13 protein-coding genes and 1 pseudogene are annotated in these 14,919 nt (G+C 70.1%); 6 read left to right on the top strand and 8 right to left on the bottom strand.

Annotated elements, in window-relative coordinates:
* The first annotated feature begins 12 nt into the window (after positions 1–12).
* The 4 genes and pseudogenes from H504_RS0131915 (at position 13) to H504_RS41755 (ending at position 2,540) form a co-directional block, all read left to right on the top strand.
* On the top strand, positions 13–1,179 hold the full coding sequence (locus H504_RS0131915) for an acyl-CoA dehydrogenase family protein (protein WP_035307242.1): 1,167 nt from the start codon (positions 13–15) through the stop codon (positions 1,177–1,179).
* Positions 1,176–2,156 (top strand): acyl-CoA dehydrogenase family protein, encoded by a 981-nt coding sequence (locus H504_RS0131910; RefSeq protein ID WP_035307240.1) that lies wholly within the window; start codon positions 1,176–1,178, stop codon positions 2,154–2,156. The genes H504_RS0131915 and H504_RS0131910 overlap by 4 nt, the downstream gene beginning before the upstream one ends.
* Positions 2,155–2,334 (top strand): annotated as a pseudogene (locus tag H504_RS0131905) (beta-ketoacyl synthase N-terminal-like domain-containing protein); the annotation flags it as partial. The gene H504_RS0131910 and the pseudogene H504_RS0131905, both read left to right, overlap by 2 nt.
* 41 nt (positions 2,335–2,375) lie before the next feature.
* Positions 2,376–2,540, top strand: a complete 165-nt coding sequence (locus H504_RS41755) for a hypothetical protein (protein WP_157440748.1) — start codon at positions 2,376–2,378, stop codon at positions 2,538–2,540.
* 3 nt (positions 2,541–2,543) lie between these two features.
* Here H504_RS41755 and H504_RS0131895 read toward each other — a convergent pair whose 3' ends face one another.
* From H504_RS0131895 to H504_RS0131885, 3 genes are all read right to left on the bottom strand, one after another.
* Positions 2,544–2,939: a hypothetical protein gene (locus H504_RS0131895; RefSeq protein ID WP_157440747.1), complete on the bottom strand. Its 396-nt coding sequence runs from the start codon at positions 2,937–2,939 to the stop codon at positions 2,544–2,546.
* Positions 2,940–3,245: 306 nt separating this feature from the next.
* Positions 3,246–4,004, bottom strand: a complete 759-nt coding sequence (locus tag H504_RS0131890; protein ID WP_026426110.1) for a pirin family protein — start codon at positions 4,002–4,004, stop codon at positions 3,246–3,248.
* A complete protein-coding gene (locus tag H504_RS0131885) occupies positions 4,001–4,504 on the bottom strand; it encodes a VOC family protein (RefSeq protein WP_026426109.1) in 504 nt (167 codons plus the stop codon). The genes H504_RS0131890 and H504_RS0131885 overlap by 4 nt, the downstream gene beginning before the upstream one ends.
* A 94-nt stretch (positions 4,505–4,598) precedes the next feature.
* On the opposite strand from H504_RS0131885, the gene H504_RS0131880 reads away from it, so the two are divergent.
* Complete coding sequence (locus tag H504_RS0131880; RefSeq protein WP_026426108.1) at positions 4,599–5,039, top strand: MarR family winged helix-turn-helix transcriptional regulator; 441 nt, start codon at positions 4,599–4,601, stop codon at positions 5,037–5,039.
* Positions 5,040–5,150: 111 nt separating this feature from the next.
* Here the strand turns inward: H504_RS0131880 and H504_RS0131875 are convergent, their stop codons facing one another.
* On the bottom strand, positions 5,151–5,933 hold the full coding sequence (locus tag H504_RS0131875; RefSeq protein WP_026426107.1) for a DeoR/GlpR family DNA-binding transcription regulator: 783 nt from the start codon (positions 5,931–5,933) through the stop codon (positions 5,151–5,153).
* 172 nt (positions 5,934–6,105) lie between these two features.
* On the opposite strand from H504_RS0131875, the gene H504_RS0131870 reads away from it, so the two are divergent.
* Positions 6,106–7,008, top strand: coding sequence for an ROK family protein (locus H504_RS0131870; RefSeq protein WP_026426106.1), 903 nt, complete (start codon positions 6,106–6,108; stop codon positions 7,006–7,008).
* Positions 7,009–7,040: 32 nt separating this feature from the next.
* Here the strand turns inward: H504_RS0131870 and H504_RS0131865 are convergent, their stop codons facing one another.
* The 4 genes from H504_RS0131865 to H504_RS0131850 form a co-directional block, all read right to left on the bottom strand.
* A complete protein-coding gene (locus tag H504_RS0131865) occupies positions 7,041–9,914 on the bottom strand; it encodes an NACHT domain-containing protein (RefSeq protein WP_026426105.1) in 2,874 nt (957 codons plus the stop codon).
* A 45-nt stretch (positions 9,915–9,959) separates the two neighbouring features.
* A complete protein-coding gene (locus H504_RS0131860; protein WP_026426104.1) occupies positions 9,960–12,527 on the bottom strand; it encodes a bifunctional FO biosynthesis protein CofGH in 2,568 nt (855 codons plus the stop codon).
* A gap of 862 nt (positions 12,528–13,389) precedes the next feature.
* Entirely contained in the window at positions 13,390–13,941 is a 552-nt protein-coding gene (locus H504_RS38085) for a DoxX family membrane protein (protein ID WP_051386479.1), read from the bottom strand.
* Between the two features lie 17 nt (positions 13,942–13,958).
* Positions 13,959–14,465, bottom strand: a complete 507-nt coding sequence (locus tag H504_RS0131850; RefSeq protein WP_342668823.1) for a hemerythrin domain-containing protein — start codon at positions 14,463–14,465, stop codon at positions 13,959–13,961.
* Positions 14,466–14,919: the final 454 nt, after the last annotated feature.

Below are 14,919 nucleotides of genomic sequence, written 5' to 3'. Positions count from 1 at the left end.
GAAGGGGGACGCGTGATCTCGCAACTGGTCGACGACCTGCTCGCCGCGCACGACCCGGCCACGACCGACCGGCTGGAGTTCCTGCGCGCCCGGTTCGACGCGGGCCTGGCGTGGGTGCACTTCCCGGTCGGGCTGGGTGGTCTCGACCTCCCGCGCGGGCGGCAGCAGGAGGTGGACGAGGCGCTGGCGGCGGCGGGCGCTCCGGACAACAACCCGCGACGGATCGGCATCGGGTTGGGCATGGCGGCGCCGACGATCCTCGCCTTCGGTTCGACCGAGCTGCGACAGCGCTTCCTTCGTCCACTGTGGACGGGCGAGGAGGTGTGGTGCCAACTGTTCTCCGAGCCCGGCGCCGGATCCGACCTGGCGGCGCTGGCGACCAGGGCCAGGCGCGACGGCGACGACTGGCTGGTGACCGGGCAGAAGGTGTGGACGTCCAGCGCGCACAACGCCCGCTGGGCCATCCTGGTCGCCCGCACCGACCCGGACCTGCCCAAGCACGCGGGCCTGAGCTACTTCGTGTGCGACATGACCGATCCCGGGGTCGACGTCCGGCCACTGCGCCAGATCACCGGTGAGGCCGAGTTCAACGAGGTGTTCTTGACCGACGTCCGCATCCCGGACGCGCACCGGCTCGGCGCCGTCGGCGACGGGTGGCGAGTAGCGCAGACCACGCTGATGAACGAGCGGGTCGCCATCGGTAGCCGGTCGGCCGCCCGGGAGAGCGGGATGATCGGCGTGGTCGCGGAGACCTGGCGGTCCTGTTCGGACGGTCGGACCGCCGCGGGGTTGGACCGCCTGCTGTCGCTGTGGGTCGAGTCGGAGGCGTTGCGGTTGGCCGGGGTCCGGCTGCGGCAACAACTCGCCGCGGGCGCGCCCGGCCCCGAGGGCTCGGCGATGAAACTCGGGTTCGCGCGGCTGTCGCAGGCGCTGTCCGGGTTCGAGGTCGAGTTGCTCGGCGCGGACGGGCTCCGCTACGACGACTGGACCCCGCGCCGCCCGGAACTCGTCGACTTCACCGGTCGCGGGGCCGGGTACCGGTACCTGCGCGCCAAGGGAAACTCCATCGAGGGCGGCACCTCGGAGATCCTGCGCAACATCATCGCCGAACGGGTCCTCGGCCTGCCCGCCGAACCCCGCGTCGACAAGGACGTACCGTGGAAGGACCTCCCGCGATGAACCTCCTCCACACCGACGTCGAGGACGACCTGCGGGCCAGCGTCGCGGGCCTGTTGACCCGGGGCGCGTCGTGGTCCGACCTCGTCGAGATCGGCGCGAACTCGCTGCACGTGCCGGAGGAACTGGGCGGGCAGGGCGCGGGATACCGGGAAACCGCTGTGGTGGCGGAGGAACTGGGACGGACGGTCGCCACGGTCCCGTTCCTGGGCAACGTGCTGGCGACGGCGGCGTTGACGCACCTGTCGGATGACGCGACCGCGCGGGAGACCCTGGGGCGAGTCGCCGGCGGGGAGATCACCGCTTGTCTGGTGGTGCCGCTTTCTTCTTGGGGCAAACAGGTTTCCGCCGACAGCGTGGTTCGGAGTGTGGCGGACGCTGACGCGGATGTGTTCCTCGTTCCGCGTTCCGGGGTGTTGCACCTGGTTTCGTCGGCCTCGGTCGTTCCGGTGACCTCATTGGACGAAACCCGCCCAGTGTCCGATGTAGATGCTTCGGGCGCCTCCGTGGCGCTCGCTGGTTCCGGCGACGACGCCGTTCGGGCCGCTTTGCTTGCCGGGGCTGGGATTCTGGCGTCGGAACAGGTCGGCATAGCACAGTGGTGTTTGGACACCACGGTCGCCTATCTGAAGGAACGCCACCAGTTCGGCCGGGTGCTGGGCTCCTTCCAAGCGCTGAAGCACCGACTGGCCGACGTGTGGCAGGACCTCGTCCTGGCCCGCGCCGCCGCCCGCAACGCCGCCGACGCCCTCACCACCGGCGTCGACGTGGAGATCGCCGTGTCCGTCGCCCAGTCGCTCTGCGCGTCGGTGGCCGTGCACGCCGCCGAGGAATGCGTCCAACTGCACGGCGGCATCGGCATGACCTGGGAACACCCGGCCCACCGCTACCTCAAACGCGCCAAGGCCGACGAGATCGCGCTCGGCACCCCGGCCCAGCACCGGGCCACCCTCGGCCCGCTGGTCAACCTCACCGTCTGACGCCGACCTGTTCGGCATGAGTCCCCGCGAGGCCGCGACCACCGACCCGCAGCAGCGGCTGCTGCTGGAGACCGCGTGGGAGGCGTTCGAGCGGGCCGGGATCGCGCCGAAATCGGTGCGCGGCAGCCGGACCGGCGTGTTCGCCGGGGTCATGCACAACGACTACGGCACGCGGCTACACCGGTCCGGTGCGCCGACCGCTCGTCCTACAGTGGGTGCATGAGCGCTTTCGGCGAACTGTTCCCCGGCCCCAAACTGCAGAAGGAATCCCCCGACGACCCCGGCTCCGGCCAGGACCCCGCCGTCGAAGACGACCCCACCACCGGCCCCATCGACCTCGACGCGGGCGTCATCTACATCCGCCGCCCACCATCCGAGCCCTAGTGGCTAGTGGCCCCGGCAGGCGTCATCGACCTCGCCCACCAACTTCTCGAACGCCGGCGCGTCGAAGGCCCCCTGGGCGATTCCCGTGCCCACCACGAGCGCCTTCGTCGCGGCGTCGTTGAGGGCCACGGAGACCCCGCTGTCCAAGTCCTTCTTGACCGCGTCCGCGCTGAAACCCGACAACGCGTCCGTCGCCCGGGTGGCCAGGTTCACGTCGATCGCCTGCCCTGACGCCCGTTGAGCGCGGAAGTCCTTGAGCGCCTTGTTGTCCGCGAACCGCTTGCACACCGCCGCCGTCACCTCCACGGATGCGGTGGACGTCGCCGTCGTGGTCCCCGCTATCGGCGTCCCCGCCGTCGGCCCCGCGTCACACCCCGCCAACGCCAGCAGAGCGGCCACCCCCACAACGACCGCTCGACCCACCACAACCCCCCGATCAGGCGAAAATCCCACCCGATCGAGTGTACTGAGCCCAGCCGCCCACCCACACCCAACTCAACCCGAGTCATCCACTCGGCCCGAGTTGTCCACAACCCTTCGACCCGCCCACAGCCCAACCGCCACCCCACCACCGACCCCGCCAAGCCGGTAGACTGGCCTCGGGGACGCCCCCCGGGAAGGGTGGGGGCCGCCCGGAGGGGTAGTGGTGGGGAGCGCCTGCTGTCAAGCGGGGTGGGTGGGTTCGGTCGGAACGGGTGGTGCGGGTCAGCCGATGCGGAGGGTGGCGTGCATTTCCCAGACCAGGACCTCCGCGCCTGCCGCGCCTGCGGTGAGGGTGCGAGGGCCCGCGTCGGTGAGGCGGACCGCGTCGCCGGTGGTGAGGGGGGTTGGGGTGGCTTCGAGGGTGGCGGCGCCCTGGGGGACGAACACGTGCACAAGGGGCGCGTCCGGCAGGGTGACGGTCGCGCCGGGGGCCAGGCGGGCGGCGTAGAGGGCGGCGTGGCGTTGGCCGATGCGGATGGCGGCGTGGTCCTGGTGTTTCGGCATGCCGGAGGCGACGGGGACGAGTCCGCTGGTCAACGTGTCGGCGGGGATTTCCAACTGCTCGTAGCCGGGGGTGCGGCCCGCCTCGTCGGGGACGACCCACATCTGGACGAAGTGGACGGGATCGGCGTGTTCGGGGGCGCCGGTGAGCCGCCAGGAGTCGTTCTTCTCGGAGTGCAGGATGCCGGTGCCCGCGCTCATCCGCTGGGCCAGGCCGGGGTAGATGACGCCGTTGTGGCCCTCGGAGTCCTGGTGGACGAGGGCGCCGCGCAGGACCCAGGTGACGATTTCCATGTCCCGGTGCGGGTGGGTCTCGAAGCCGGTGCCAGGGGTGACGATGTCGTCGTTGTTGACCAGGAGCAGGCCGAAGTGCGTGTTGGCCGGGTCCTGGTGGTGGCCGAACGAGAACGAGTGCTTGGAGTCGAGCCAGCCGAGGTCGGTCTTGAACCGGGTGTCGGCGGGGCGGATGTCGACGGTCATACCACTGCCTCTCCGTACATCTCGCCGAGCGGGTCGGCGATCAGTTCGACGCGGGCGCCGTCGGGGTCGGTCAGGTACACCGACGTGCCGCTTTCCTCCTGGTAGGTGACGCCAGCGGCGTCGAGTCGGGACTTCGCGGCGCGCCACTGGTCCAGCGCCATGGAGATCGCCAGGTGGTGCAGGCCGCCGAGGACCTCCGCGTACCGGCCGAGGTCGAGGCCGGGCAGGTCGAAGAAGGCGAGCGCGTTGCCGTTGCCCACGTCGAAGAAGAAGTGGGTGGACCCCGGGTAGTCGCGGTTCTCGAACACCTCGGTGAGCGGGAAACCGAGGACGCCCTGGTAGAAGTCGACGGTGCGGCGGACGTCGGCGGCGATCAGCGCGGTGTGGTGGATGCCGCGACCGGGGCTGGCCGGGCGGTCGGCGCGGTCGCGCAGCAGTTCGGCGCGCAGCCGGTCGCGGTCGGCGGTCAGCTCCGCGACCCGGCCTTCGGGAAGTCCCATGATCAGCTCCCGAGATGGTTAACGGTTTAACTACCTCGTACTGTAAGCCGATGTAATTGCGTTGTCAACAACCGCCGGGTTCTAGACTGACCGGGTGACGCCCTGGTTGGACCCCGCCCAGCAGCGGTCCTGGCGAGCCCTGGTCGAGGGGGCCGGTCAACTGCTCGCGCGCGTCGACCGGCACCTGCGCGACGCGCACGGCCTCACCCTCGCCGAGTACGAGATCCTGGTGCGGCTGTCCGAGGGCCACCTGCACATGTCCGAACTGGCCGACCAGGTCAGCCATTCCCGGGCCCGGGTCACCCAGACCGTCGACCGGCTGGTCCGCGCCGACCTCGTCCGCCGCTCCCCCTGCCCGGAAGACCGCCGCGGCGTGCACGCCGCCCTCACCGACCGGGGCCGCGCCGTCCTGGACACCGCCGCCCGCGACCACGTGCTCGAAGTCCGCCGACTCGTCATCGACGTCCTCGACCCCGACGAACTCACCGCGCTCGGCTCGGCCATGGCCAAGATCAGAGACGCCACCCAGGACTAGTGGCTCACCCACCGCGCCCACCGTCGAACTCGGCACCTCGGTGGCCTGCGCGGAACTGCCAGGTCGGGGACGATGCCGGGCGGGGACGAGGGGGCGGGTGGCGGGGGAGATTTATACCGTGTGTACTTCTACGCCCTCGTCCTCGAAGGCGATGACCGCTTCGGCCGGGGCGGCGGAGTCGGTGATGAGCAGTTGGATGGCCGACACGGGGCAGATCTGGGCGAAGGCGTGCCTGCCCAGCTTCGAGCTGTCCGCGATGATCACGACCTGGCGGGCGCGCTCGGTCATCAACCGGTTGATGCTGGCCTCGCCCTCGTGGTGGGCGTACGCGCCGTGCACCGGGTCGACCGCGTCCACGCCGAGGAACACCACGTCCAGGGTGATCTCGTCGAGGATGCGGGTGGCCAGCGGGCCGGACAGCTCGAACGACTGCGGCCGGGCCACTCCCCCGGTCACCACGATCTTCACGTGCGGGCGGACGGCCAGCTCGTTGGCGATGTTGAGCGCGTTGGTGACCACCGTCAGCGCGGGCTCGTCGTTCTGGCTGAAGTCGGGGCGGATGGCCAGCGCGCGGGCGATCTCGGTGGTGGTGGTGCCCCCGTTGAGGCCGACGACGGTGCCGCGGGCGACCATCGCGGCGGCGGCTTTCCCGATGCGTTCCTTCTCGGAGGCGTGCCGGGCGGTCTTGTAGCGCAGCGGCAGGTCGTAGGCCACGTTGTTGGCGACGGCGCCGCCGCGGGTGCGGGTGAGCAACTGCTGCTCGGCGAGGTGGTCGAGGTCACGCCGGATGGTGGCGGCGCTCACCGCCAGCTCGTCGGCCAGGTCGTCGACGTCGACCTTGCCGCGCTGACCGAGCATGTCCAGCAGCGTGCTGAGCCGCTCGTACCGGTCCACCCCACCCACCTCCAGATCACGCCGCGATCAGGCGCGGCGTTGCAAGGTATCGCCCCGTGAACGCACATTCAACGACCGAAACGCTTGGCATCGGCTGACCGATCACGCAGTATTCGTGGCGCGCGCGAGCAGATTCGAGCGTGTTATCAGGTTGCCCAGGGGAAGGAAGCGCATGGCAGCGGACCAGCACGTGGTCGCCGTTGACGTCGGAGGTACCTCGATCAAGGCGGCGCTGGTCGACCGGGACCTGCGCGCCATCACCACGTTGCGCGAGCCCACCCGCCGGGTCGGTGAGGTCGCCGACGTGGCGCAGATCGCCGAGCTCATCAACAAGTTGGGCGAGGGCCACGAGGTCGTCGGGGCAGGCGTCGCCGTCCCGGGCATCGTGGACGACAACCTCGGCCTGGTCCGTGCCGCCGTCAACCTGGGTTGGGTGGACGTGCCACTGCGCGACCAGGTCGCCGACGCCACCGGCGTCCCCCTGCTGGTCCGCCACGACGTCCGCACCGGTGGTCTCGCCGAGTTCACCGTCGGCGCGGGCAAGGGCGCCGACGACGCCCTGTTCCTCCCGGTCGGCACCGGCATCGCCGCCGCCGTCCAGGTCGACGGCCGCATGCTCGGCGCCGCCGGGTACGCCGGTGAGATCGGCCACGTCGTCGTCGACCCGGACGGCGCCGTCTGCGGCTGCGGCACCCGTGGCTGCCTGGAAACCCTCGCCGCCGCCCCCGCCTTCGCCCGCCGCTACGCCGAACGCACCGGCCGCACCGTCGCTGACGCCGCCGGGGTCGCCGCCCTGCTCTCCACCGACCCCGACGCCCGCGCCGTCTGGCGCGACGCGGTGGATGCCCTCGCCACGGCGTTGCTGGCAGCCGTCACCCTGTTCGGCCCGGCGGTGATCGTCATCGGTGGTGGGGTCGCCGAAGCCGGTGAAGCCCTGGTCGGCCCGGTTCGCGAGGAACTGTTGAGCCGCCTGCAGTTCCAACGCCGACCGGACGTCGTCCGCGCCGCCCTGGGCCAGGACGCGGGCCGCGTCGGCGCCGCCCTCCTCGGCTGGCAAGCCGCCGAGTCCCACTGAGTCGACGACCGCGCCTCACCGTGGCGGCGCGGTCAACTCGCAATCACCGACGCCCTGTCGTCAATCCGGGCGTTCTCCGCGTCGAAGACCCGCCGGAACGGGTTGTCCCGCACGCGATCCCACTTCCTCGCCAACCAGCCGCAGGCCCCCGCGGCCGCGGCCAGCGCGAATATGACACCCAGCAGTGTCAATGGCAGGGACTGAAAGCCGGAAACAACACCGAATACGAACAAGACGATGCCTGCCGCAATGCAGATGCCCATACCCAACAGGGAGTCATAGAGGAAGGTGAGAAGCTCGAACACCGCCCAGTCGAGCCCGTCGGTCACCGTGGCAACGCCGAACAAGACGACCGCGGCCAGAACGGACCAGGACAACCAGTCGGGACCCAACGGCCACAGACCCAGCAACGACAAGACGCACCTGATGGCACCTGCCAGCACTGTGCCGCCCCCGATCGCCCCCAGTCCCCACTTGCAGACGCGCCACAGGTGACTGGTCTGACCCCGGACGTCGCGGACCGTGGACCAGTCGGCTGTCCTGACCACAGCGCTCGTGCTCCACCCGAGTACCGCGAGAGCCGACCGGGTGTGTCTGCCCAGCAGTCTCTCCACCGGCGACACGACACCGATTCTCACGAGTGCTTCGCAAATGCGGAACACCAACTCGTCTGGTGTGGACCGATCCTCGAGAACAGTGGAGACCGGCCGGTCACCGGCGAGTCGACTGACCTCGTCCGCCTGAGTCGTGGTCGGGGTTCCCGACCGCTTGAGGCCCAACACCGCCAGCGGGATGGCGAGCCGGGAATCAATGGTGGTGATGTCCTGCGGGATGGCGGCGCCATGGAGCAACGCGGCCATCCGGCCGCAGATCGCCGTCAGCGGGTCATCTCGCCCCGACGCGAATGGCTGCCACACCCAGTCCCATTCGTGGTCTACGTCCGTGGGTGGGGTCAACTCGCGCAGTTGCTGCTCCACACCGGGATTGGGCAGGAGTTGCGCCAACCGCCACGCCGCCCGGACAGCGATCGCGTCCGGAGATGACCACAGCAGAAGTCCCGCCAGTACCTCGGCGGCCGCCGGAGTGCCCACCCGGCCGATGTCGTCCACCGCCGACACAACCGCGTTCGCCGCCTGCACCGCGAGGGCGGGCAAGGCCAACTCCCCCATTCCCCACAACGCGGCGCGAGCGGAATGGTTCTGATCGACCAGCCCCGCCAAGACATCGGCCGCTTGGGTCAGTCCAGACGCGGCCAGCGCCAACGCGGCATCCGCGTTACCCACTCGCGCCAATCGAGTGAGTTCGTCGAAGACCCGAATGCCTCGGGGTCGGGTGTCGGACGCGACCGCGCCCAGTGCGGCGATGATGGACTCCCAATCGGGATCGTCGCTGTCCAATCGGGCCAGGAAGTGCTGGATGACATCGTCGGCGAAGTCGGCGTCGACCCGGGTGGCCTCGGCCAGGCATTCCAGGGCGAGTATCCGGTGGTGTGGCTCGGTGGTGGCGAAGATGGCCCGGATCACCTTGGTCGAATCGCGGGTTGTGGCGCCACACCAGAGTTTGACCGTTTCGCGCCAGGCGGACGGGTCGGCGGCGTAGCGGCTGAGCAGGCCGTCCGGGTCGTCGGCCAGTTCGACGGCGGTCAGGTACTCCTGGAGGGTCAGGTGGCCGAAGGTGAAGTTGACGCCCACGCTGTCGACCGCCACCAGGAGTTGACTGCGCTCGATGATCTCGTCGATCAGGTCTTTGACGTGCTTCTGGTCCAGGTTGAGGTCGGGTAGCAGCTTCTTCGTGGTGGCTTCCAGCGAACGGCGGGCGATGGTGCGGCGGTCGTCGCCGGTCAGCTCCATCGAGCGCAGCGCGACCTGTTGCAGGACGGCCAGTTTCTCGCCGGGCTGGTAGATCGACCGGTCGCGGCCGAGTTGGGCGTCGCGGTCGAGGAGGTGCGCGATGGCCTCCTGGTAGAAGGCGGGGCGGGAGGTCGGCAGGCGGCGGCCGGATTTGGTGAGGACCTCGGTGTGCAGGTAGACGACCATGGTCAGCAGCAGCGGGCTGCGGGCCAGGCGCATCAGGGCGGGGTTGGTGCGCAGGCTGGTGAACAGTTCCGTGGGGTTGGCGAGGCCGCGCCAGTTGCGCAGGAACCTGACCACGGCGGCGTCGTCGAACTCGGCGACCCGGACGACGTGGGAAAAAGCGGGGCCGAGGGGTTGGCCCTGGTAGACGACGTCGCGGCAGGTGACGATGTACTGGCAGTCGGGGTATTCGCGGACCAGGTCGCGCAGGGCCTCGTGGACGCGGTGGCGGTCGTCCCGGCTGACCTCGTCGAGGCCGTCGAGCAGGAGCGCGAAAGACCCGTCGGTCAGGCCGCGCAGGACCAGGTCGCGGATGCGTTCGCCCCGGTTGAGGCGGGAGCGGGACAGTTCGGCGACGATGTGGTCGACCAGGGAGAGCTCGCTGGCGTTGCAGCGGTGCAGCTCGATGAGCACGGGGACGCGGGTCGAGCGGGGTTGGCGGGCCCACAACAGCATGGAGTGCTTGAGCAGCATCGACTTGCCCGCGCCTGCCGGACCGATGACGACCGAACAGGACTTCTCGCGGATGTTCTCGTAGATGTCCTGGCGTTCGCCGCCGCGTTCGTACTGGAGCGGGACGTAGACGTCGTCGATGTCGATGGTTCGGTCGGTGACGAAACCCATGGCGTGCGCGGGGAAGTCGCGGGCGATGGCCTCGGCGTAGCGGCGGACCAGGCGGCGACCGAACTTGGCGCGGCCGGAGAACCAACTCGCGGACCGGTCGAAGGCGGAGGCGCCCGACTTCTTGAAGTACTCGCCGAAGAACTGCTTGGCGGCGAAGGCGAGCACGACCGCGACAGCACCGAGCACAACCGTCACCACCGTGCCAGTCACGATCTTCACGTCGTGCCTGGCCGGTCAGCCGTTACAGCTGTGCGACTAGACCAAAGGGAGCAAGCTGGGTTTCCACACCCCGTCGGCGGCCAGGGCGGTGGTGCGGCGTTCGTCGGGGACCTCGCCGTACAAGGTGGTTCGTTGGCGGGCGGGGCGACCCGCGGCGGTGGCGAGGGCTTCGAGGTCGGCGATGGTTTTGTAGCTGCCGTTGTCGCTGCCCGCCATGCGGCTGATGGTTTCCTCCATGAGGGTGCCGCCGAGGTCGTTGACGCCGCCGTTGAGGACGTCGACCACGCCGGGGTCGCCGAGTTTGACCCAACTGGTCTGGATGTTGTGGACGCGGCCGTGCAGCAGGATGCGGGCGAGGGCGTGGACGGCGCGGTTTTCCAGGTGGGTGGGGCCGGGGCGGGCGATTCCGGCGAGGTAGAGGGGAGCGTTGGTGTGCACGAAGGGCAGCAGGACGAACTCGCTGAAGCCGCCGGTCTCGGCCTGGAGGTTGGCGATCAGCTTGATGTGGGCGACCCAGTGGGCGGGGGTGTCGACGTGGCCGTACATCATGGTCGACGTGGTCGGGATGCCGAGCCGGTGGGCGGTGGTGACGACCTCGATCCAGGTGGCGGTGGGGAGTTTGCCCTTGGTGAGGACCCAGCGCACGTCGTCGTCGAGGATCTCGGCCGCGGTGCCCGGCAGGGAGTCCACACCGGACTCTCGGGCGGCGGTCAGCCAGTCCTCAATGGACAGATTGGACCGAGTGGCGCCGTTGACGACCTCCATCGGGGAGAAGGCGTGCACGTGCAGCCCGGGTGCGCGTTTCTTGACCTCGGCGGCGATGTCGAAGTACGCGGTGCCGGGCAGGTCGGGGTGGATGCCGCCCTGCATGCAGACCTCGGTGGCACCGACCGACCAGGCTTGTTCGGCTCGGGTGCCGACCTGGTCCAAGGACAAGGTGTAGGCGTCGGCGTCGGTGCGGCGCTGCGCGAAGGCGCAGAAACGGCAACCGGTGTAGCAGACGTTGGTGAAGTTGATGTTCCGAGTGACCACATAGGTCACTTCGTCGCCGACGGCCTCTTGCCTTAAGGCGTTCGCGAACCCGGCCAATGCCTCGATCTCCGCGCCAGGGCCTGCGGACAAGAGCGTGAGTGCGTCCTCATCGGACAGTCCAACCGGGTTCCGTTCGGCATGCCGGAGAGCGGTGGCGAACTCGGGGCGCACCGCTCCCCCACCACCGACGACACGGTCCGCGTGGATCACCTGTTCGCGCAACGACTCCCAGTCGCCGTAGATGGAATCGAAGTCATCGCGGCGGTCGGCGGTGCGGCCCGTTGTGTCGATTGTGGAGTGGAGATCGGTTCGGCCGGAGTCGACGAGGGCGACTTCCGTTTCCTGCCAAGGTTTTCCGACCAGCGGGGCGTCCGCAATGGCCAGACCGGTGTCCGGGTCGGCGAGCGCGGCGACGTGCGCGGAGATCCTCGGGTCGAGCCAGGGTTCACCGCGCTTGATGTACTCCGGGTAGATGGTGAGCCGCTCGGCCAACCGGAAACCGGACTCGGCGGTGCGCGCGGCGAGGTCGTCGATCTGCGGCCACGGGCGTTCCGGGTTGACGTGGTCGGGGGTCAGCGGCGAGACACCGCCCCAGTCGTCGATTCCCGCGCGCAGCAACAAGGAGAACTCGCCGCCGATGAGGTTCGGCGGGGCCTGGATGCGGGCCTTCGGGCCGAGCAGGACCCTTGCCACCGCCACCGTCGCCGCCAGTTCCTCGGCCTCGGCGTCCGGCATGCCGCGCATCGCGGTGTCCGGTTTCGCCCGGAAGTTCTGGACGATCACCTCTTGGATGCCGCCGTAGCGCCGCGCGACCTGCCGGATGGCGAACAGCGACTCGACCCGGTCCGCCAACGTCTCGCCGATGCCGATCAGCACACCGGTGGTGAACGGGACCGCGGACCGCCCGGCCTCTTCCAGCACCCGCAGCCGCACCGCCGGTTCCTTGTCCGGCGAGCCGTAGTGCGGGCCACCTGGTTCAGACCACAACTGCTCCGCGGTGGTCTCCAGCATCATGCCCATCGACGGCGCGACCGGCTTGAGGCGCTGGAAGTCGGTCCAGGTCAGGACCCCGGGGTTCAGGTGCGGCAGCAGCCCGGTCTCCTCGAGCACGCGGATGGCCATGGCGCGGACGTACGAGAGGGTGTCCGGATAGCCCGCCGCCTCCAACCACTCGGCCGCCGCCGTCCACCGGTCCTCGGGCCGGTCACCGAGAGTGAACAGGGCTTCTTTACACCCCATCGCCGCACCCTGCCGCGCGATGTCCAGGACCTCGTCCGGACTGAGAAACGGCGCGGGCAACCTGCCGGGAACGGTGGCGAACGTGCAGTAGTGGCACCGGTCCCGGCAGAGGCGGGTGAGCGGGATGAACACCTTGCGGGAGTAAGTGATCACCCCCGGCCTGCCCGCCGCGTCGAGACCCGCGTCGCGAATCCGGGAGGCGGTGTCGAACAAGTCGGTGAGGTGCTCGCCGCGGGCGTGCAGCAGGACCTCGGCCTCGGTCTGGTCCACCGCGGCCCCGTCACGGGCCCTCCGCAGGGCACGGCGGAGCGCGGACTCGGTGGGCACGGCCACGGACACCTCCAGTGAGCGACTCCCACCAACCTATCCCGACCGCCCCACCGGTCCCGGTGATCCCCGACTCAGCGGAACCGGTCGCTTGACCCGGCCGGGAATCCACGCTGGTTACGGGTCTGGGCCCGAGTTGTCCACACTCCGTCCGGTCGTCCACAGCTCACCGACACAACTCCTGTCGATCATGGCTTACCGGTAGACTGGCCTCGGGGACGCCCCCCGGGACGGGTGGGGGCCGCCTGTTGGGGGTCGGATCGCCTGGCTGGGGGCTCTGGTTGATCTTGTGAATGTCTGAGTCTGCTGCTCCGGTTGCTGTTGCGGTGGATTCCGGTGTCTGATCGGCGCGGCGCTGGCCTGCGGGATTGTCGGTCGGGGCACCGATCCGCGGGGTGTGGGGGACCGCCGGTCGCGATGCCTGCGGTCGCAGTCGCCGTCGGGGGTGCGTGTGATCACGGCGATCGGGGAATGGCTGCGGGCGCCCAAGAGTGGGTGATGTGCGCGCTGGCGGCGTGGGGTGCGCTGGTGGCCGGGATCGCCTATGACGCCGGCGTGGTGATCGGTCGGCGATTTGGGTGGGCGGGCCCCTGTGTGGACCTGGGTGGCGGCGAAGCCGAGGGCCGGATCAGGCGGCTTTCCGGGAGGCATGAAGGGAGCCGCAGCCAGAGGACCGGGGTGAGCCGCGATGAGATGGGCGAGGTAGGGCGCCGGAGGCTCGCGTGCACGGTGTCGAGGCTCGCGTGCGCGGTGTCCAGGCTGGGTCAGGGGCGGCAGGCGAGCTCATCCGTGTGGTGGCGCCCGGCAGTGCGGAGATGCTCCCGGTCGCGTTGGTGGCGACCGGGAGCGGATGTGGTGGGTGGCTGGGTCAGCCGGGGAGGGCGTCGGCGAGAGCCTTGCGGGCCTTGTGGGGAGCGGCGGTCACCGCGTCGGTGACGGTGTCGGTGGTGTCGGAGAGCCAGTCGCCGAGGTCGTGGGTGGCGTGGCGGGTGCGCCAGGCCAGGGACGGCTTGCCGTGGGTGTCGGCGGTGGCCAGCAGGAGGCCGCCGAGGAGGCCCGCGTTCTTGAGGAAGTGGATTTGCTGCTGGCGGCGTTCCGCGGGGTCCTTCTCGTCCCAGAAGCGGTGTGCGGCCACTGTCGTGGGGACGATGCTGCCCGCGAGCAGCAACGCGGCCAGGCGGGGGGCTTTGCCGAGGGCCAAGGCGATCCCGGCGACGACCTTCACGGCGCCGTCGATGCGGACCAGGGTGGCCGGGTCGGTGGGGACCTGGGCGGGGAGGCGGGCGCCGAGCTTGGCGAAGGCCGGTTCCAGCAGGGGTTTGGCGGCCTCGGCGTGCGCGTCGGGGGCGCGCAGGGCGTTGACGCCGCCGCTGATGAAGATGGCGGCGAGCATCGGACGGGCCAGTCGGCGCAGGATCACGGTGTTGTCCTCTCTCGTCAGTCGACCCGGTCCTTGGTCTGTTCCACCAGGTCGCGGACGTGGGCGACGTCGCCGCAACCCGCGTCCAAGGCGAACTGGCGGGCGGTCAGGAACTTCTCGCCGAGCTCGGCGCGGCGCTGGTCGGGGACGGAGTCGCGCGCGGAGTTGAGAATGGTGCGCTCCTCCTCGTCCAGGTGGTGGTTGACGGCCTTGACCAGGTCTTCGAGCTTCTCGTCCCACTCCTCGGCGGCGGGGTCGGCGACCTCGAGGAGGGCGAGCAGGGCCTGGTGGCCCTCGGCGTGCTCCTCGGCACCGTGCTCGACCTCATGGTCGTCGACGTCGTCGAAACGGCGCAGTGCCGGGTAGACCTCGGACTCCTCGGCCTCGGCGTGCGCGACCAGCAGCGCGGACAAGTCCCGCAAGGCGGCGCGCTGGTCGGCCGAGTTGTCCCGCAACTGGCGGAACAGATCCTCGAACCGACGGTGATCGGCCAGGATCAACTCGATGACATCTCCGGACAACACGGCCTCCCTACGGTCGCTCTCACCCGGGTCAGTACCCCTCCACACGACCGGTCAACCCCCGCCAACGTAGGACGACCCTGCCGGCCCGGCCGCCCACGTCACACGATCGGGGACGCTGCCGGCGCTGGTGCTCGGCGCTGGGTGCTGGTGTCCGCGCTGGGTGCTGGCGCCGGTACCGGTGCTGACACTGGCGTCAGTGCTTGGCGCAGGTGCCAGCTCTGGAGTTGGGTGCTGGTGCCAGCGCTGGCACCCACGACCAGCATGGTGCGCTCACCACCCCGCACGCCGCCGATCCGCCGCGAGTTGTCCACACCCTCTTCGGCCGCCCACAGCCCACCACGACCGACCCTGTCGATCATGAAAGACCGATAGACTGGCATCGGGGACGCCCCCCGGGCAGGGTGGGGGCTGGGTTGGGGGCGGCCGGGGGTCAGTGGCGGTTGACAGCAGGGTG

Source organism: Actinokineospora inagensis DSM 44258 (assembly GCF_000482865.1).
Taxonomy (GTDB): Bacteria; Actinomycetota; Actinomycetes; order Mycobacteriales; family Pseudonocardiaceae; genus Actinokineospora; species Actinokineospora inagensis.
Note: the sequence above shows the minus strand (reverse complement) of the source record. Positions and strands in the feature narration are given on the sequence as shown.